Origin of the sequence: Thiocapsa sp. (assembly GCF_018399035.1) — a bacterium.
In the GTDB taxonomy this organism is placed as follows: Bacteria; Pseudomonadota; Gammaproteobacteria; order Chromatiales; family Chromatiaceae; genus Thiocapsa.
The window spans coordinates 3,728,194-3,746,834 of sequence record NZ_CP073760.1 but is presented as its reverse complement, the minus strand read 5'-3'; the positions used below and the strand labels follow the sequence as shown (position 1 = coordinate 3,746,834).

Here is an 18,641-nt window from a genome sequence, read left to right as displayed (position 1 = left end):
GGGCGGATGGGTATTTCGGAGCCGGGATCTAAACCGCGTCCCCGCTAAGGGCCGTGGATCCACCAAACGTCGAGCTCACTCGAAAATGAGCATCTCGCTCGGGACGCGGTTTAGGTTCAACTGTTTCAGGTCATCGACACAGCCCTCCCGAGAGGGTTTACAATCAAAGGATGCAGGATCCGCCGCGAGACCGCTTCAGCCCCGGCGGGCGCATCCCCAAACTGCCTCCATCCGACGGAGGAGATCGCGATGCTGGACCACGACATGGCCGATACCGAACGCTTCGAAGAGGTGATTCAGCGTTCAGTGCGACAGATCCTGCTTGCCCCGGATCCCGACAGCTTCCTCGACTGGGCGCGCGCTCATCTCCCGGAGATGCTCGGGTTGTCCGGGGGCGATCTCGACGAGGTCGAGCGGCGACGTCTCGCCAATCTCCTCGGAACGGCGATCTGGAACGCGACCCCGCAACCGAGCTACGCCTTCCAGACCCGATTGATGACGCCTCACCCGCCCGAGGAGCCCTGCTCCTGCGGCTCGGGGAGCCCTTACGGCGAGTGCTGCGGCGCCATCGACGAGGTGCCGGAGCTGTCGAGCGACCTGGTCTGGGAGATCCTGCTCGACGAGTTGCCCGAGCACGGGCTACGCGAGGCGCTCGACCTGCACGCGGTTCCCGAGCCACTCCTTGCCCGCATCGCCGATCGCTGGCTCACGCAGGATCGGCCGAAGCGCGCGGCGGCGCTTTTGGAACCCCTGTTTGCGGGATCGCTCGAGGATCTGGACGGTGAATTCGAGCCGTCGATCGACATCCTGTGCGATGCCTACGATCGCCTCGGTCATCGGCGCAAGAAGGAGACGTTCCTCGCGCGGATCTGCGCCGAGGGCAGCCGGCCCTTGCAGGCCGCCGCCTGGCAACGGCGCTGCACCATGGCGATCGACGACGGCGATTTCGCGACGGCCGATGCGGCGTTCACCGACGCATTGCGAAGCGACCCGGATAACCCCGGCACGGCGATCCTCGAGATCACGCTCCTTGCAGCCCAGCACAAGGATTGGATCGCCCGCGAGCGCGCCCGCTTCTGGCTCTTCCGATTTCGTCAGGTCGGGTTCACCCATCCCGGTGTCTTGGATTTTCTCAACCATGCCGTCGAGGATCCGCAACAAGCGCTCGTGGACAGCCATTCGGATGCGCTGGATCCGGTCTTGCTCGATCTTCACGACTGGATCACCCTGATTCAGGCCCGTCCGTTGCCCGATTATCGCTTGGAGCCGCTGAATATTCATGCACCCGGGTGGCTCCCGGGTCAGCTCGCGCTGTTCGACGATCTCGATGCCCCGGTACCGGACGGCGCCGACGACGACAGGGAACTCGGCCTCTCGCGATACGGCCCCAACCCGACACGGCTGCGCGCCCCGGCGGCGGTGCGCCAACTTGAAACGGAGTGGAAAGCGGTCTTTCCGTGGGCAAAACCCGATTCGACTCGCCTTGTTCCCGAGGAGGACGTCGATCTCTGGTCGACCCCCGACTGGCTCGATCACCTGCAGGCGAACCCCGCACTCGCCGACAGTCTGGAGGTGCTCGACGATCTCGCGACCGCCCTTTACCTGCATCCCGAGAGCGCTTTGCCGTGGATCTCCCATCTCCTGCTGCGTCCGCTGCTCGAGCGCGCGCGGAGCATTCTGGATCAGGTGCTGCCCGAGGACGCTCCCCAACATATTCCCTGGTCTGCGCCCCCCAATCGCCCGGCGTTGCGGCTGATTTTCAGACAGTATCTCTGCCAGATCGACGAAGACGAGCCGAACGGTGCGGCACGAACGCTCGAGAGCCTGCTGCGGCTCAACCCTCGGGATAACCACGGCGTGCGCGCGGAGCTCATGAATCACTATCTGCGCGACGGCCAGGACGAGCTGGCGCTGGCGTTGGCCAGACGCTTCCCGAACGATGGACTGGCGGATCTCGCCTACGGCGAGGTGCTGGCACTCTACCGCCTGGGACGGCAGGACAGGGCACGCCTGGTGCTGACGACCGCAGTGAACCGCTTGCCGAGAATCCCGCACTATTTGACCCGTAAACGCATCAAACGTCCGCGGTTCGCCCCGCCCGACACCATCCCCGGCGGCGACGACCAGGCGTGGATGTACCGCGAGGCGATGCGCGACGTCTGGGCAGCCGAGCCCGGCATACTCGCTTGGCTGAGGCGCCTGACCGCTTAAACCGCGCCCGGCAGGGTATGCGATGCTGTTGGACATCGTTTGACCGAGCCGCTCCCGTATCACTGCCTTTCTCAGGAGAACCGCGATGGAAGGACGCTATCGGATCCTCTACGCCGGCGAGCTCATGCCCGGTCATGCATTGCAGGACGTGGTGCCGCGGTTGGCGGCCAAGTTCAAGCTTCAGGAAGACACCGCGCGGGATCTGATCCTCGGCGGCCCCGGCCGAGTCTTGAAGCACAGCTTGACGAGCGGGGAGGCGCAGCGCTACCGGGACGCCCTGAGCACCATCGGCGTGAAGGTGACCATCGAGCCCGAATCCACGACGAAAACCGCACCGGCACCCGCCGGCAACCGAACGGACGCCGCGCCTGCCCAACCGACACCGCAGCAGTTCGGCGCCGACACATCGCCCGGGTCCGACAACACCCGACAGGACGACGCACGACTCGAAAATGGTTCCGAAGATGATCCGACACGCTGTCCGAAGTGCGGTGCCGACGCCGTCTCGGAGCTCACCGGCATCTGCCAGGCCTGCGGAGTGGTCGTGGAGCGCTACCTTGCCAACCGCGGGATGCGTCCGCCGCGCCCGCCAAACCGGGTCGACAACCCCTATGCACCGCCGCGAGCCGATTTGACACCGCCTCGCGCCGAGCCCGAGGAGGACGCGCTGCAGGCACCTCAATCGCGGCCCGTCGGACACGGTTGGCTGTGGATCACCGAGGCGTGGCAGCTGTTCAAGGCGCAGCCGGGCGCCTGGATCGGTGCAGTGGTCCTGTTTTACATCATCCTGATCCTGCTCAGCATCGTGCCCTGGGTTGGCGGTTTGGCCGTGACCATCCTCACGCCGATGCTGAGCGCGGGACTCGTGATCGGCGCGCACCGCCAGTCTCGGGAGGGTCGCTTCGAGATCAGTCACCTCTTTGCGGGTGTGTCGCAGAGCCCGGGACCGCTCGCCTTGGTCGGTCTCGTCTATCTGCTGCTTGCGTTCGGCATCGTGATCGTCGCGGGGCTGCTGTTCGCCGCGGTATTCGCGTCCATGGGAAGCACGATGGATCTATCGACGATGGACCCGAACGACATCGGCATCGTCTTCGCCAACCCGATGATCCTTCTGCCGGTGCTCGTAGCGATGCTGCTCGGCATCCCGCTCGCGATGGCCATGTTTTTCGCCCCGAGCCTGGTGGCACTCGATGAGGTCCCGGTGCTCAAGGCGTTCAGGCTGAGCTTCTCCGGCTGCCTGAAGAACATCCTGCCCTTCCTGATCTACGGGCTGGTCGCGATGGTGCTGGTGATCCTCGGCTCCCTGCCCCTGATGCTCGGACTGCTGGTTGTCGTGCCCGTCCTGACCATCGCGATCTATACGGCCTATCGGGATATCTTTTACGGTTGAGTCTTTGCCGGTCGGCCCGGTCGGCCCGGTCGCACGGCCGAGCGACCGGGGCGACCGGCGCTGCGGCGCCCTTCCGGCGACAGCCCCGTGCCGGCGGGTTGAAAGGACGGCACCAGGTGACGCTTGCCGTTGCCGATCAGATCGGAACGGCCCATCTCCTTGAGTGCCTCACGCAGCAGCGGCCAATTCTCCGGATCGTGGTAGCGCAGGAATGCCTTGTGCAGACGCCGCTGGCGCTGTTTGCGCACCACGGGAACCCGCTCAGAATCACGCGTGACCTTTTTCAACGGGTTCCGACCCGAGTAATACATGGCCGAGGCGGTCGCCATCGGTGTCGGTAGGAAACCTTGGACCTGGTCGGGGCGGAAGCCGTTGCGCTTGAGCCAGAGCGCCAGATTCAGCATATCGTCATCGCTGGTGCCCGGATGGGCGGCGATGAAATAGGGAATGAGATACTGCTCCTTGCCTGCCTCGCGCGAATAGCGGTCGAACAGCTCCTTGAAGAGGTCGTAGGTCCCGATGCCGGGCTTCATCATCTTGCTGAGCGGCCCGGCCTCGGTATGCTCCGGAGCGATCTTGAGATAACCGCCGACATGGTGCGTGACCAGCTCGCGGATGTACTCGGGCGAGCGCACCGCCAGGTCGTAGCGCAACCCGGAGGCAATCAGCACCCGCTTGATGCCGGGGATGGCACGTGCACGGCGATACAGCCGGATCAGGGGTGCGTGATCGGTGTTGAGGTTTGGACAGACGTCCGGGTAGACACAGGACGGACGCCGACAGGACGACTCGATGCGCGGATCCTTGCAGGCGAGTCGGTACATGTTGGCGGTCGGTCCGCCGAGATCCGAGATGGTGCCCGTGAATCCCGGGGTACGGTCGCGGATCTCCTCGAGCTCGCGCAGGATGGACTCCTCCGAGCGGCTCTGGATGATGCGACCCTCGTGCTCGGTGATCGAGCAGAAGGTACAGCCGCCGAAGCAGCCGCGCATGATGTTGACCGAGAAGCGGATCATCTCCCAGGCCGGGATCCGCGCCTCGCCGTAGCTCGGATGCGGGCGACGGCTGTAAGGCAGCTCGTAGACCCGGTCGAGCTCCGCGGTGGTCAGCGGGATCGGCGGCGGATTGAGCCAGACATCCCGATCGCCGTGGGCCTGGACTATCGCACAGGCGTTTCCGGGATTGGTCTCCAGATGGAAGACCCGCGAGGCATGGGCGTAGAGCACCGGGTCGTCGCGGACCTGCGCGAACGAGGGCAGGCGCACCACCGTGCGGGTCCGATCCGTGCGTTGCGGTCGCGCCTGAAACCGGATGACCTGCGCCCCGTCGGGGGTCGCGGGGGAGTCGCTTGCGTCGGACTCTTTCGAGGCGACCGCGTAAGGATCCGGATGCGGATCCACCCGCCCCGGTCGATCGAGTCCGCTCGAATCGATCTCGGCCCAGTCATCCGGTCGGCCGCGGGTCTTGAAGGCGGTCCCGCGCAGATCGCGGATCTGCTCGATCGGCTCGCCGCGCGCCAGGCGGTGCGCAAGCTCGACCAGTGCGCGCTCGGCGTTGCCGTAGATCAGGAGGTCGGCCTTCGCATCCACCAGGACGGAGCGACGGACCTGCTCGGACCAGTGATCATAGTGGGCAATGCGGCGCAGGCTCGCCTCGATCCCCCCGATCACGATGGGCACGCCCTTGAAGGCCTCGCGCGCACGCTGTGCATAGACGGTCACCGAACGATCGGGGCGGCGGCCCGCGGCACCGTCAGGCGTGTAGGCATCGTCCGAGCGCAAACGTCGATCGGCGGTGTAGCGATTCACCATCGAGTCCATGTTTCCGGCGGTGATCCCGAAAAAAAGGTTCGGCTGTCCGAGGCGTCGGAAATCCTCGACCGAGGTCCAGTCCGGCTGGGCGATGATGCCGACACGAAAGCCCTGCGCCTCGAGCAGCCGACCGATGATCGCCATTCCGAACGAGGGATGATCCACGTAGGCATCCCCCGTCAGGATCACGATGTCGCAGCTGTTCCAGCCAAGCAGATCCATCTCGGCGCGTGACATGGGCAGCTCCGGGGCGGTCCCCAGCTTGTGGGCCCAATGCTTGCGATGGGAAAAGATGTCGGGTGCTTTCGTCATAAGGTGAATTCCGGAAAAGGATCTACCGGCAGAGCCGTAACCTAAAAAAGTGCTCGAAAGCTATTCGTTGTCGGAAATCGTCTAAGTGACGATTCAGAAACAAGGTGAACGCCTTGATGAAACCGTAGGATGGGTAGAGCGTCAGCGAAACCCATCCTCCAAACCGCCGCGTTGCCGGGCTTCGGTCCGATGCGCTTGGAGCGGGCTGGATGGGTTTCGCTTCGCTCTACCCATCCTACGTGTTTCGGTTGTTTTTGAATCGTTCCTAAACAAAAAAAACGGCAGACACCGTTGGGGTGGCCACCGTCTTGGATCAGGTATGCGCAGGTGCGGGTGCGGAAGTGGTCGGCAGACCTTCTTCGGGTCGAGGGGCCGAGGCCGCGCTCGCGGAAGCGAGCTGCGACCTCGACTTGCGGACCATCTTACACCTCGAGCTGGAGCCTCAGTTTCTTCATCGCATTCTTCTCGATCTGGCGAATGCGCTCGGCGGACACACCGAACTGCTCGGCAAGCTCATGAAGCGTCTGCTTCTTCTCCGACAGCCAGCGCTCGCGCAGGATCGTCTTGCTGCGCTCGTCCAGACCTTTGAGCGCGGAATAGAGGCGTTGATGTTGATCGCGCTCGGTGTCCTGGCGCTCGAGCAGCTTAGCGGGCTCCATCCGCACATCGGGCAGGTAGGTCGAGGGCGCGGAGGGCGAGTCGTCGTCGTCGTCCTCCAAACCGTCGAACGACAGATCCTGATTGGCCAGCCGAGATTCCATCTGCAGGACGGTCTCGGGCTTCACGCCCAGATCGGCCGCAACCGCATCGACTTCCGCCTTCGTAAACCAGCCCAGACGCTTCTTCGCGCTGCGCAGGTTGAAGAAGAGTTTACGTTGAGCCTTGGTCGTCGCGACCTTCACGATCCGCCAGTTGCGCAGGATGTACTCGTGGATCTCCGCCCGGATCCAGTGCACGGCGAAGGAGACGAGACGCACGCCCATGTCGGGCTCGAATCGACGAACCGCCTTCATCAACCCCACGGTGCCTTCTTGGATCAGATCCGGAAGTGGCAAACCATACCCGAGATAACCCCGAGCGATGCGGATGACGAAGCGAAGATGCGAGGTGACGAGCCGCTTGGCTGCTTCCATGTCGCCGTGGTCGCGCAGCTGGATCGCGAGCGACTTCTCCTCTTCCGGGGTCAGGACCGGAATCTGGTAGGCGCCGCTGATGTAGGAGTCGATGGTACCCGTCGGCATGAGAGCGAAGTCTTTGGCCATGATCCAATACCTGAGTTAGTTACTTTGGTAAATACCCTAGCAGTACGCTCGGGATTTTGCCAGCACTTTCGGCGGGGTTTTGGAGGCCGGACCGCGACAAAAGTTCACCAGACTCTAGGAGATGTTCGCGAATTCGGCAAGACAGACACGTTCAAAATCAAGATCGTATGTTCCGATGATGTTCATCGTCAGCGCTGATGATGACATTTATATTTTAGAATCAATCAAATAAGAAATGAATAAAATTTCATGGGGACGCTTCGAGGGTACATTTCACCCTAAACAATCATGGGATTTCATTTCAGGAACCTGTTCAAGTCGTAGACGCCTGATCGCTCCGACAGAAGGTCCCCGAGAGCTGAACGATCCAGGTGCGGAGCCGTGCAAGCCTCCGCGTCCCGGAAGATTCCCGCTCAAAGATCCCCGCGCTCCCGCACGATCGAGAGTGCGCGCTCGGCATCCAAGACGGCGAGGTGAGGCAAGGGATCCACACCCGCCGCGACGACAAACTCGGTGAGTTGGTCGCGAACCATGTCGCACAGGGCATCCGCCTGCCAGGGTTTGGCGACGTAGCGGTCGAGTCCGGCCTCGTTGATGGCGCGGATGGTGTCGTCCTGATCGGCCTGGCCCGTCACCAGGATCTTGCGTGCGGCCGCGGCGCGATCGTCGGCCGCGAGGCCGATCAGAAAATCGACGCCGCTGATTCCGGGCAGGCGGTGATCGGCCATCACGAGCGCGAGCCGATCGCCTGCCGCGTCGATCTCCTCGATCACCTCCAGCGCGGTCGGCACGTCCTCGGCCTCCTCGATGCGCACATGACGCGCGAACAGCGCTAGGTCGCGTCTGAGCGCCTCGCGGACCGGGCGCTCGTCCTCCAAGATCAACAGTGCCAGCTTCATGTCTCGATGTCCTCGTCGTTCGGCGGGCCGGCCACCGGCAGGGTCACGCTCACCCGTGTGCAGCCGGGCCGCGAGCTCAGCGCGATCGCCCCGCCGTGAGCATCCACGATCCGCCGCGCGATGGCGAGCCCGAGCCCGAGCCCGTAGCGCACGGCACCCTGCTTGGTGGTAAAGCGGGGCTCGAAGACCCGCGGCAGGATGTCCGGATCGATCCCGCGTCCGTTGTCGCGAATCTGCACACGCACATGCCCCGTGTCCGGCGCATCCGTGATCAATACGATGCGCCCGCTTCCCTCGGGTCCGTCGCCGAGTGCGTCGCGCGCATTGACCAAGAGGTTGGTCCAAAGCTGCTCGAGCTCGCCGGGGTGGCAGCGAATCGGGGGCAGATCGCCGTAGCGGCGCTCGATCTCGACATCGCGCAGCCGGTGCGCCATGAGACGCAGCGTGTCTTCGAGACCGGCATGCAGATCGACACCGACGACCGGCTCGCCCTTGGGACGGGCGTAGGCGCGCAGGCTTGTCACCAGTTCGCACATCCGTCGGGAGGCAACCTCGAGGTTACGCACCGCCGAGCCGATGCCGGCAACCGCTTCCACCAGATCGAGACTCGGCGGATCGGCGGCGAGCGCGCGCGCCCGGTCGGGGTCTTCGATCCCGGCATCGAACAGACGTTGCGCCAGCCCGACATCGCCGAGGACCGCTTCGAGGCGTCGCCGCGCCGCGCGCTCCTCGCGCGTGCTGCGCGGCGCGCGGTCGCGCTCGGCCGCAAAGATCTCGCTCGCAAGGCGGCCTTGCGGATGGCTCGCGAGCACGCGCTCCAGGTCCTCGCCGACATAGGTGGTCGCACGCAGCATGGCCGCGACCGGATTGTTGAGCTCGTGGGCGATCCCGGCCGCCATCTCGCCGAGCGTGGCGTAGCGCGCCTGCTCGACCAGATCCAAGCGGGCCTGCTCGAGCAAGTGCAGCGCCTCGGAGAGCTGTTGCCGCTCGCGCTCCAGGACATGGTTGAGCTGGGTCTTCTCGACTTGAAGCTGATCGGCGCGTCGCAGCCGTTTGGCCAGGGCGCGGATGGAGACCGCGGCCATCGCCGCGCCGAGCGAGGCGTCCACCGCCAGCGCACGATCGAGCTGCTCGAAGGACAGATGCACGACCTCGACCTCGGTGGTCGCGCGCGCGGTGAAAAAGGCGCGTTCCTGCTGGGCCAACGACAGCAGGCCGACGACCGATCCGGTGGAGTCGTGGTGGAGCCGCAGATCCCCGGTCGGCGAGGCGTGGTCGAGGGCGACCCGACCGCGCAGGACGACGAGAACGGCGTCCACGTCGACGCCCTCGTGGATCAGACGTGTCCCGGCCGGCAGGAGCAAACGCGGACGCGGACCCAGAACGCGCTCGACCCCGGCGAGCAGTTGGGTCGTCACCTCGTGGGTGTCGAGCTCGAGCAGACGCAGCAGGTCGCTCTCGGGCTGCGCGACCGGACGACCGTCGGCCGCCACGAGCGCACGGGTGCGCGGGTCGGTCGGTCGGTGCATGCTCAGCCAGCGCACCGTTTGAGCCCGCGCGTGCCAGGCAAGGATGCCGGGCGACCAGGGGTAGGTCATCACGGCATGCAGTCGGTCGCGGTCGATCGACCGGGACAGATCATCGTGAAGCGCTCGATCGGTCAGGAGGAGGACACTGGCCCGGCTCAGGACCGCCTGCTCGTCGAGCAGCGCGATCCGCGTGTCTGTTGACTCGGGCGACTCGGCCGTGGCCGTCATCAGGACCAGCGGCACGACCCTCTCGGGATGAGCGGCCACCAAGGCGCAGGCCTCCGCGGCATCCGCTGCGCAGGCCACCTGCGCGATGCCGGTCAACCCGCGGGCCACCTCCTCCGCGATCGTGGCGGCCAAGGGCTCGGGCGCCACGATCAGGACAAACAGGTCGTCCATCCGATGACCCGTTCCGCGCCCCTCCTCTCCCGCGGGTTTACCGATCTCGGTCATAGCAGGCCCAAGGCTCCCCAAACCGTCGGCATCACGAGCGCCAGCAGGAGCGCACCGAAGCCACCGATGACGAGGCCGCTGACGACCATTTCCCGCGTCTGCACCTCGCCGGTCGCGTAGGCGACCGCGTTCGGCGGCGTGGAGATCGGCAAGGCCATGGCGAGCGCGCAGGCGAGCGCAACCATCACGCCGACGGCAGTCGGATCGATCGGCAGCCCGATCGCCAGGCTCAGCGCCAAGGGGACCAGCAGGTTCGCCGTAGCCGAGTTCGAGATCACGGTGGAGAGTCCGACCGAGACCCCCACCAAGAGCACCAGCAAGAGCGTCAACGGCAGGGCATCCCAGGCCACCAAACCGACCAGCCAGACATCCAAGCCGCTGTTGCCGATCCCCGCACCCAAGGCGATTCCGCCGGCGACCAACCAAAGCACCGGCCACTGCAGACGCCGGATGTCGTCGGCGCCCATGACCTGTGTCGCGAGCAGCGCGACGACCGGAAAAAAACCGACCGTCGAGGAGGAGATGCCGTGCAAGGGCTCGGTCAACCAGAGCAAAACGGTGGCACCGGCGATCAGGTAGAAGAGGATCGCAGCGGGCGAGCGGTCGAAGTCAGCCGAGAGCTGGAGCGTCAACGGGGTGTCCGCGGCGATGTAGCGACGCGTCAGGAACCACCAGGCAAACAGCAACACCACCAGCATCAGCGGGACCGCCAGGAGCATCCAGCCGATGAAGGAGATCCCTTGGCCCGCTGCCTCCAATGCACCCAGCGCGATGGCGTTGGGTGGAGAGCCGACCGGGGTCCCGATCCCGCCGACGTTCGCCGCGACCGGAATCGCCAAGGCGACGCCGGTGCGGGCGGGTCCGGCCGGCAGCGCGGCCAGGATCGGGATGACCACCGCGAACATGGTTGCCGCGGTCGCCGTATTGGAGACAAACATCGAGAGCAGCGCGGTGATCGTCATGAGTCCAAGCACCGAGGTACGGGCGTTGCCGGCGAAGGGCCGCAGCATCACGGCCGCGAGGCTGCGGTCCAGCCCGAATTTATGGGCGCCGTCCGCGATCAAGAAACCACCGAGAAAGAGGATGATGACCGGATTCGCCAAGGCCGCGAAATAGCTCGCCGCGGACGGTAACGGGCCAACGCCGCCGACCAGCGCCTGATCCGAGAGCATCAGGACCTGAAGCAAGATCACCAGCATCGCCGTGGCATAGAGTGGAATCGCCTCCGTCACCCAGAGCAGGATCGCAAGCAGGAAGATCGCCAGCATCCGATGCCCGGCCGGCGCCAAGCCCGGGATCTCGACCAGGAGCGGCACCAGGAAGGCGATGGAGCCCAAGAGCAACCCGAGACGCTGCACGGGGGTGGGACGCGGCAAGCTGACGCGCGGTCGCGCAGTCGGGGTCGACATGGGTAGGAAAGTCCTGATTTCGGGGTTTGAGTCGGATCGAAACCGCGCCCGGTGCGGTATGCAATGTTTATGGACGGGATCGGCCCCGGCAGACTTAACAGCCGTTGGAACCGTCGCGGTTTAACATACTAAAAAAATACTATTTTAAAACACACCCTCGCTCATGACCGTGGATGCATCAAACGGCGCCTCCGAAGACAAGTGCATCCCGGAACCGAGGCGGAAACGCAGGATTGCCGTTCTCATCTTCAACAATCCTAAACCGCGCCGGCTCCGACACCTAAGGTTCCGGCCGCGACCGATCCAACCCAAAAACATCGCACACCGCACCGGGCGCGGTTTAGCCCGGCTCCGCGCCGCGCAAATGACGGTTCACGGCGATCCAGCTGCCGATCAGGCTAAAGAGCACGCTCCCGGAGAGGATCACCAGCATCGCCAAGGGACCGAGACCGGTGAGCGGAAACTCGCTTCGATACAGGGTCGCCAAGCGCGAGACCGGCTGCTGCAGCAGCACGACGGCGATGGTCACCAGGAACCAGGCGGTGAGGCCGCCGAGCAGGCCGTACCAGGCCCCGGCATAGAGAAAGGGCCGGCGGATGAAGCCCCCGGTCGCGCCCACCAGCTCCATGATCTCGATCTCGATACGCCGGTTCAGGATCTCGAGCCGGATGGTATTGCCGACGATCAGCAGAACACCGAGGCCGAGCAGTCCGCCGAGCAGGAGCACCACCCGCTGGGCCAGGTCGAGGATCGCCTGGAAGCGTTGCAGCCAGAGTGTATCCATCCGGGCGAAGTCGGCCTCGGGCAGGGTCATCAGCTCGTCGTGCAGCGCCTGCAGCCGCTCGGGTGTGGAGAAGGCCGCCATCGGGTAAATCGCCAGGACCGCCGGCAAGGGATTGCTCTTGAGCTGCGAGAGGGCATCCTCGAATCCGCCGAGCGCCCGAAACTCGTTGAGCGCCTGCTCGCGACTGATCAGATGGATCTGAGCCAGCTCGGGTCGGGCGCGCAGCTGCTCCGCCAGCCGGGCGGCCGCGGCGTCGTCGACGTCCTGTTTCAGAAACAGCGAGATGGCCGCGGCTTGGTCCCAACCGCCGGCCATGGTGCGCAGGTTCTCGGTCACGACGAAGAGCGCGGCCGGCAAGGCCAGCGAGATCCCGATCACCGCGACCGTCATCCCGGTCGGCAGGGGTGTGCGCATGAGTCGCCCGAGGGTCGCGACGGCGTTCTGCAGATGCCTGTTCGCCCAAAGCCCGGGCATGTCCAGCAGACGCGGACCGCTGCGGCGGTGCGGCGTACGCTTGGATGTCTTGGGCTTGGCCGTCTTGGGCTTGGCCATGGTCACCAGGTCCTCGAGTCGTTGGCCAGTCGCCCGTCGGCAAGGGTAATGGTTCGATAGGGCATCGACATGACGAGACCCAGGTCGTGGGTGGCGATCAAGATGGTCACGCCGACCTGATGGAAGCGTTCGAAGAGACCGAAGATCTCGCGCGAGAGGTCGGGGTCGAGATTTCCGGTCGGCTCGTCCGCCAGCACAAGCGGCGGACGTCCGACCACTGCGCGCGCGATACCGACGCGTTGCTGCTCCCCGCCCGAGAGCGCGACCGGCGTGGCGCGCTCGCGCGCGAGCAGACCCACCTGATCGAGCGCGGCGCGGACCCGCCGACCGATCTCGCGCTGCCCGAGTCCGGCGACGACCAACGGCAAGGCAACATTGTCGAACACGCTACGGTCCGGAAGGAGTCGATGATCCTGGAAGATCATCCCCACCTCGCGACGGTGATAGGGGATCTTGCGTCTGGGCAGGGCGGCGAGATTTCGCCCGTTCACGATCACCTGACCACGGCTCGGGCGCTCGAGCAGCCCGATCAGACGCAGGAGGGTACTCTTCCCGGCGCCCGAGTGTCCGGTGAGGAAGGCCATCTCGCCGGCCTCCATCTCGAAGCTGAGGTCGCTCAGCGCCTCGCCGCGCTCCGGATAGCGTTTGAAGACGTGCTCGAAAGAGATCACGGCCCCGCCTCCTCAGCTCAGCAAGGCATCGAGGAATTCGTCGGCGTCGAAGGGGCGCAAGTCATCGATGGTCTCGCCCACGCCGATGAAACGAATGGGCAGCTTCAGACGGTCCGCGATCGCGAAAAGGATCCCGCCCTTGGCCGTGCCGTCGAGCTTGGTCAGCGTAATCCCCGTCAAGCCGATCGCCTGATGGAAGTGGATCGCTTGGCTAAGCGCGTTCTGACCGGTCGTGGCATCCACGACCAGCATCACCTCGTGAGGCGCCTCGGGGTCGATCTTCTTCATCACCCGCGCGACCTTGGACAGCTCCTCCATCAGGTTGGACTTGGTGTGCAGCCGACCGGCCGTATCGGCGATGAGCACGTCGGCCCCTCGGGCCGTGGCCGCCTGCAGGGCATCGAAGATGACGGATGCCGAATCCGCTCCCGTCTGCTGCGCGACCACACTCACCCGGTTACGCTCGCCCCAGGCCTGGAGCTGCTCGACCGCCGCCGCGCGAAAGGTGTCGCCCGCGGCCAGGATGACGCTGTTGCCTTCCTCCTGGAGCCGCTTGGCGAGCTTGCCGATCGTGGTGGTCTTGCCGGCGCCGTTGACGCCGACCATGAGGATCACCTGGGGGCGACCGGGTGCAGGCTGGCGGACCGGCGCATCGGCCGCCTGCAGAACGGCGCGCAGCTCGCCCTTGAGCGCGCGGAGCAGTGCCTGCGGATCGGCGAGCGCTTTGCGCTTCACGCGGCTTGCCAGATCCTCCATGATGCGCGCGGTCGTGGGGACACCGACATCAGCCGTGAGCAGCAGGGTCTCCAGCTCCTCCATGAGATCGTCGTCGATACGCTTGCGACCGATGAAGAGTGTCCCGAGACCCTCGCCGAGCGTCTCGCGGGTCCGTGTCAGGCGTTCGCGCAGTCGCGAGAAGACGCCGGACTTCTTCTCCGTCGGCTCCTCTTGCTCGGACGCGGACTTGGAAGCCGGGACGGGAGCCGGTGCGGGGGCAGCTACAGGCTCGTGGGCGCGCGTCTCGGCGGCGGGCGGCGTCTCCGTCTCGACCGCCCGGTGCTTGGATCGAAACCACCCGCCCCGCTTGGGTAGCGGCTCGGATGCGACCGACTCGGGATGGACCGACGCCGCCGACGACGGCTCGGCCGTAGCCGATTGATCCGACTCCGGCAACGCGGCTTTCCTGTGCTTTTTTCCGAAACCGAACATAACGACATGCCTGAAGGGGGAGAGAAACAGCGAGGGGCTGGCGAGCGATCCGTCGAGCACTCGACGGTGACTGCGATACGCCGGCAGACGAGGCCGCTTCCGCCCGTGTGGACGCAATGCTATCAGATCGCCGCGGCCAGATCGCCCAAGCCTCGCCCTGCCCGAGGTGAACCCGGCCTTACCAAAACGTCATCTCCGGGAACTACCAAGGCCCCGGCTCTGCCCCAACATGGCCCGCAGCGGGTCTTTTCGCCTTACGATTGCATCCGACCGGAGTCTTCATGCACCGAATCCTTTTCAGCTTGCTCTTGTGTCTGCCGGCGCTGACGCTGTCGGCGGCAGAGACCGTCCACGAACGCACGCTCGACAACGGGCTCAAGGTCCTGGTCAAACCCGACCGGCGCGCCCCGATCCTCATCTCGCAGGTCTGGTACAAGGTGGGATCGAGCTACGAGTACGGCGGGATGACCGGCGTCTCTCACCTGCTCGAGCACATGATGTTCAAGGGGACCGAGCGGCTCGCCCCGGGCGAGTTCTCGCGCATCATCGCGGAGAACGGCGGGGAGGAGAACGCCTTCACCGGGCGCGACTACACCGCTTACTTCCAGTCGCTGGCGAACGACCGCCTGGAGATCGCCTTCGAGCTCGAGGCCGAGCGCATGCGCAATCTCGCCTTGGACCCCGAGGAGTTCGTCAAGGAGCTGGAGGTCGTCAAGGAGGAGCGCCGCACGCGTACGGACGACAACCCTCAGTCCCTGACCTTCGAGCGCTTCAACGCCGTCGCCTACGTCGCCTCGCCCTACCGAATCCCGGTGATCGGCTGGGCCGGCGATCTGGAACAGGCGAGTGTCGAAGACCTGCGCGACTGGTACCGCCTCTGGTATGCCCCGAACAACGCGACCCTGGTCGTCGCGGGCGATGTCGATCCCCAGGAGGTCTTCCGCTTGGCCGAGAAGCACTTCGGCCCGCTCGAGCCCGAGCGGATCCGGCCGCCGAAGATGCAGCCCGAGCCCGAGCAGCTCGGGGCCAAGCGGATCGTCGTGAAGGCGCCCGCGCAAGAGCCCTATCTCCTGATGGGCTATAAGGCGCCGGCCCTGATGGACGCCGAAGAGGCCTGGGAGCCCTACGCCTTCGAGGTCTTGACCTCGGTCCTGGACGGCGGGAGCAGCACCCGCTTGGAGCGCGAGCTGGTGCGCGGCAGCCAAGTCGCGTCCTCGGCGAGCGCGAGCTACAGCGCCTTTGGTCGCCTGCCGGGCATGTTCATGCTGAGCGGCGTGCCGGCCAAGGGGCAGACGATCGAGCAGGTCGAAGCGGCGCTGCTCGCGCAGATCGAGCGCGTCCGAAACGATCTCGTCGACGAGGGCGAGATGGAGCGTGTCCGTAATCAGCTGATCGCCGATAAGGTCTACGAGCGCGACTCTCTCTTCTACCAGGCCATGGTCCTCGGCCAACTGGAGACGGTGGGCCTGGGTTGGGAGCTCGCCGAGACCTATGTCGACAAGCTTGCGGCGATCACCCCTGAGCAGGTCCGCGCCGTTGCGCAGAAGTACCTGGTCCCCGAAAAGCTCACCGTCGGTATCCTGGATCCGCAACCGATGGACGACAACCAAACCGCGCGCGCACCGGTTGCGCTGGAGATGCAGACCAATGTGCACTGATCCCCGCCGATTCTCCGTCTGGTCGAGCGCACTTCTGCTGTGCGCCGCCGGGACCCTTCAGGCCGCACCGCAGATCGAGACCTGGCAGGCCGCGAGCGGGGCACGCGTGCTCTTCGTCGCCTCGCCCGAGCTGCCGATGGTCGACGTGAATCTGGTCTTCGATGCCGGCAGCGCCCGCGACGGCGAGCGCTCGGGCCTGGCCTCCATGACGGCCGGCATGCTGACGCAGGGCGCGGGTGACTGGGACGCCGACGCGATCGCAGCACGGCTCGAAGACGTCGGCGCCAAACTCGGCGCCAGCACGGATCGGGACAAGACCACGGTGTCGCTGCGCACCCTGACCCGACAGCCTGCAATGGACACGGCGGTGGAGACGCTCGCGACCCTGACGAGCACCCCGACCTTTGCGGATGCGGATCTGGAGCGGGAGCGTCGCAATCAACTCATCGCACTGCGTCAGGCCGAGGAGTCGCCGCGCACGGTCGGGCAAAAGGCGCTCTATCGTAAGATCTTCGGCGCTCATCCCTATGCGGCGGACCCGTCCGGTACGGCCGAGACGGTCACGGCAATCACGCGCGAGGATCTGGCCGACTTCCATCGGCGCCACTACACCGGGGCCAACGCGGTGCTGGCGATCGTCGGCGCGCTCGACCGCCCGCAAGCCGAGGCGCTCGCGGACCGGATCACCGCCGGCCTTCCGAAGGGCGAGCGGCCGGCGCCCCTGCCGGGCGTGACGGATCTGGATGCCGCGGTGACGGAGCGGATCGTCTTCCCGTCCAGCCAGACCACCGTGGTGGCCGGCCAACCCGGCATGCGTCGCGGCGACCCGGACTACTTCACCCTCTACGTCGGCAACCACATCCTCGGGGGCAGCGGCTTGGTCTCCCTGCTGATGGAGGAGATCCGCGAGAAACGCGGGCTCTCCTACAGCACCTACAGCTACTTCCTGCCCTTGGCGCAGCCCGGCCCCTTCCTGATGGGCTTGCAGACCAAGAACGATCAGGCCGACCAGGCACGGGAGGTGATGCTCGACACCCTGCGCCGCTTCATCGAATCCGGACCGAGCGAGGCGGAGCTGACCGCAGCGAAAAAGAACATCACCGGTGGATTCCCGCTGCGGATCGCGAGCAACTCGGACATCGTCGGGTATCTCGCCGTGATCGGCTTCTACGACCTGCCGCTGGATTATCTCGACCGCTTCACCGACCGCATCGAGTCGGTGACGGCCGAGCAGATCAAGGACGCCTTTGCGCGTCGGCTCCATCCGGATCGGCTGGCCATCGTGGTCGTCGGGGGCAGCACCGAGCAAACCGCAGGTGTCGGTGTCGGTGGCGAAGGCTAGAGGCGAGCTGCGCATCATCGGCGGTCGCTTCCGCGGCCGCCGCCTGCCGATCCCGAGCGAGACGGGGCTGCGGCCGACGTCGGATCGCGTGCGCGAAACCCTGTTCAACTGGCTGGCACCCGTCATCCCGGGCGCACGCTGTCTCGATGTCTTTGCCGGTAGCGGAGCGCTCGGCTTCGAGGCCGTCTCCCGCGGGGCCGGCGAGGTCGTCTTGATCGAACACTCCGGGTCGGTCGCGCGCCAGCTCGAAGCGAACGCCCGCCGACTGGGCGCCGAAGAGACGCGGGTCGTGCACGGTAACGCGATCCGCTGGCTCGAAGGCGCGGGGCCGCCGTTCGACATCGTCTTCCTCGACCCGCCCTTCGATGAGGCGCTTTGGGCACCCGCGATCGAGCGCTTGGCCGGCCGAGGCTGGCTCGAGCCGGGAAGTCGCGTCTACTTGGAGGCCCCGGCGCGGATCGGGTTTCCGGATCTGCCGCCGGGCTGGAACCTCGTTCGGGACAAGACGGCCGGGCAGGTGCGCTACGGGCTCGTGATCCTCGGCTCGGATGCCGGCACCGCCGAGGCGATCCGCGGAACTGCCTGACTCCTACCCGAGCCTCCGCTGTGGTATCGTGCGGGCCGCCGACGGGCCGGGGGCCCCGGTGCCTTCATCCGAGCGAGGAAACGGGTTTGCGAAGCGTGGTTTATCCGGGGACATTCGATCCCGTCACCAATGGTCATACCGATCTGATCCTGCGTGCCGCGCGACTGTTCGACCGCGTGATCGTCGCGGTCGCGGTGGATACCGGCAAGACCCCGCTGTTCTCGACCGACGAGCGTGTGGCCTTGGTTCGAGAGGCGCTCGGGCCGCGCGAGAACGTCGAGGTGGTTCCCTTCCACGGGCTCCTCGTGGAATTCACCCGGCAGCTCGGCGTCAGCGTCATCATGCGTGGTTTGCGGGCGGTCTCGGACTTCGAGTACGAGTTCCAGCTGGCCGGCATGAACCGGCGCATGGCCCCGGACATCGAAACCCTGTTTCTCACGCCGGCCGAGACCTACTCCTACATCTCCTCCTCGCTGGTGCGCGAGGTCGCACGGCTCGGCGGAGATGTCTCGACCTTCGTGGCGCCTGCGGTGCAGGCTGCACTGAACGAGCGGTTTGGATAA

At 65.8% G+C, this 18,641-nt stretch carries 14 protein-coding genes; 6 read left to right on the top strand and 8 right to left on the bottom strand.

The window, feature by feature from the left end; genetic code table 11:
- The first annotated feature begins 249 nt into the window (after positions 1 to 249).
- Entirely contained in the window at positions 250 to 2,211 is a 1,962-nt protein-coding gene (locus KFB96_RS17055) for an SEC-C domain-containing protein (RefSeq protein ID WP_213457134.1), read from the top strand.
- An 85-nt stretch (positions 2,212 to 2,296) separates the two neighbouring features.
- Complete coding sequence (locus tag KFB96_RS17050; protein WP_213457136.1) at positions 2,297 to 3,601, top strand: BPSS1780 family membrane protein; 1,305 nt, start codon at positions 2,297 to 2,299, stop codon at positions 3,599 to 3,601.
- On the opposite strand, the gene KFB96_RS17045 is transcribed toward KFB96_RS17050, so the two are convergent.
- The 8 genes from KFB96_RS17045 to ftsY all read right to left on the bottom strand — a co-directional run bounded on the left by KFB96_RS17045 (position 3,592) and on the right by ftsY (position 14,492).
- Positions 3,592 to 5,724, bottom strand: a complete 2,133-nt coding sequence (locus KFB96_RS17045) for a YgiQ family radical SAM protein (protein WP_213457137.1) — start codon at positions 5,722 to 5,724, stop codon at positions 3,592 to 3,594. The two genes, KFB96_RS17050 and KFB96_RS17045, sit on opposite strands and share 10 nt — an antisense overlap.
- Positions 5,725 to 6,146: 422 nt before the next feature.
- Positions 6,147 to 6,986 carry an RNA polymerase sigma factor RpoH gene (gene rpoH / locus KFB96_RS17040; RefSeq protein WP_213457139.1) on the bottom strand — a complete coding sequence of 280 codons (840 nt, stop codon included), beginning with the start codon at positions 6,984 to 6,986 and terminating at the stop codon, positions 6,147 to 6,149.
- A gap of 413 nt (positions 6,987 to 7,399) precedes the next feature.
- On the bottom strand, positions 7,400 to 7,885 hold the full coding sequence (locus KFB96_RS17035) for a response regulator (RefSeq protein WP_213457141.1): 486 nt from the start codon (positions 7,883 to 7,885) through the stop codon (positions 7,400 to 7,402).
- On the bottom strand, positions 7,882 to 9,867 hold the full coding sequence (locus KFB96_RS17030; protein ID WP_213457144.1) for an ATP-binding protein: 1,986 nt from the start codon (positions 9,865 to 9,867) through the stop codon (positions 7,882 to 7,884). The genes KFB96_RS17035 and KFB96_RS17030 overlap by 4 nt, the downstream gene beginning before the upstream one ends.
- Complete coding sequence (locus KFB96_RS17025) at positions 9,864 to 11,276, bottom strand: DASS family sodium-coupled anion symporter (RefSeq protein WP_213457146.1); 1,413 nt, start codon at positions 11,274 to 11,276, stop codon at positions 9,864 to 9,866. Before KFB96_RS17025 ends, KFB96_RS17030 begins: the two co-directional genes overlap by 4 nt.
- A gap of 340 nt (positions 11,277 to 11,616) precedes the next feature.
- Positions 11,617 to 12,612 (bottom strand): permease-like cell division protein FtsX, encoded by a 996-nt coding sequence (ftsX, locus tag KFB96_RS17020; protein WP_213457148.1) that lies wholly within the window; start codon positions 12,610 to 12,612, stop codon positions 11,617 to 11,619.
- A gap of 2 nt (positions 12,613 to 12,614) precedes the next feature.
- Positions 12,615 to 13,283 carry a cell division ATP-binding protein FtsE gene (gene ftsE, locus KFB96_RS17015; RefSeq protein WP_213457150.1) on the bottom strand — a complete coding sequence of 223 codons (669 nt, stop codon included), beginning with the start codon at positions 13,281 to 13,283 and terminating at the stop codon, positions 12,615 to 12,617.
- Positions 13,284 to 13,295: 12 nt separating this feature from the next.
- The gene (gene ftsY, locus KFB96_RS17010) at positions 13,296 to 14,492 is read right to left on the bottom strand and encodes a signal recognition particle-docking protein FtsY (protein WP_213458196.1); all 1,197 of its coding nucleotides are present in this window, start codon (positions 14,490 to 14,492) and stop codon (positions 13,296 to 13,298) included.
- Between the two features lie 281 nt (positions 14,493 to 14,773).
- Between ftsY and KFB96_RS17005 the strand changes: the two genes are divergently transcribed.
- The 4 genes from KFB96_RS17005 to coaD all read left to right on the top strand — a co-directional run bounded on the left by KFB96_RS17005 (position 14,774) and on the right by coaD (position 18,641).
- Positions 14,774 to 16,150 (top strand): pitrilysin family protein, encoded by a 1,377-nt coding sequence (locus tag KFB96_RS17005; protein WP_213457152.1) that lies wholly within the window; start codon positions 14,774 to 14,776, stop codon positions 16,148 to 16,150.
- On the top strand, positions 16,140 to 17,492 hold the full coding sequence (locus KFB96_RS17000; protein WP_213457154.1) for a pitrilysin family protein: 1,353 nt from the start codon (positions 16,140 to 16,142) through the stop codon (positions 17,490 to 17,492). The genes KFB96_RS17005 and KFB96_RS17000 overlap by 11 nt, the downstream gene beginning before the upstream one ends.
- Complete coding sequence (gene rsmD / locus KFB96_RS16995) at positions 17,479 to 18,078, top strand: 16S rRNA (guanine(966)-N(2))-methyltransferase RsmD (RefSeq protein WP_213457156.1); 600 nt, start codon at positions 17,479 to 17,481, stop codon at positions 18,076 to 18,078. Before KFB96_RS17000 ends, rsmD begins: the two co-directional genes overlap by 14 nt.
- 86 nt (positions 18,079 to 18,164) lie before the next feature.
- Entirely contained in the window at positions 18,165 to 18,641 is a 477-nt protein-coding gene (gene coaD / locus KFB96_RS16990) for a pantetheine-phosphate adenylyltransferase (RefSeq protein WP_213457158.1), read from the top strand.

Coding starts and splice junctions, on each gene's coding strand:
- KFB96_RS17030 (WP_213457144.1), bottom strand. CDS start 9,867: ATGACCGAGATCGGTAAACCCGCGGGAGAGGAGGGGCGCGGAACGGGT.
- KFB96_RS17000 (WP_213457154.1), top strand. CDS start 16,140: ATGTGCACTGATCCCCGCCGATTCTCCGTCTGGTCGAGCGCACTTCTG.
- ftsX (WP_213457148.1), bottom strand. CDS start 12,612: ATGGCCAAGCCCAAGACGGCCAAGCCCAAGACATCCAAGCGTACGCCG.
- KFB96_RS17025 (WP_213457146.1), bottom strand. CDS start 11,276: ATGTCGACCCCGACTGCGCGACCGCGCGTCAGCTTGCCGCGTCCCACC.
- KFB96_RS17050 (WP_213457136.1), top strand. CDS start 2,297: ATGGAAGGACGCTATCGGATCCTCTACGCCGGCGAGCTCATGCCCGGT.
- ftsY (WP_213458196.1), bottom strand. CDS start 14,492: ATGTTCGGTTTCGGAAAAAAGCACAGGAAAGCCGCGTTGCCGGAGTCG.
- KFB96_RS17005 (WP_213457152.1), top strand. CDS start 14,774: ATGCACCGAATCCTTTTCAGCTTGCTCTTGTGTCTGCCGGCGCTGACG.
- rpoH (WP_213457139.1), bottom strand. CDS start 6,986: ATGGCCAAAGACTTCGCTCTCATGCCGACGGGTACCATCGACTCCTAC.
- KFB96_RS17055 (WP_213457134.1), top strand. CDS start 250: ATGCTGGACCACGACATGGCCGATACCGAACGCTTCGAAGAGGTGATT.
- KFB96_RS17045 (WP_213457137.1), bottom strand. CDS start 5,724: ATGACGAAAGCACCCGACATCTTTTCCCATCGCAAGCATTGGGCCCAC.
- KFB96_RS17035 (WP_213457141.1), bottom strand. CDS start 7,885: ATGAAGCTGGCACTGTTGATCTTGGAGGACGAGCGCCCGGTCCGCGAG.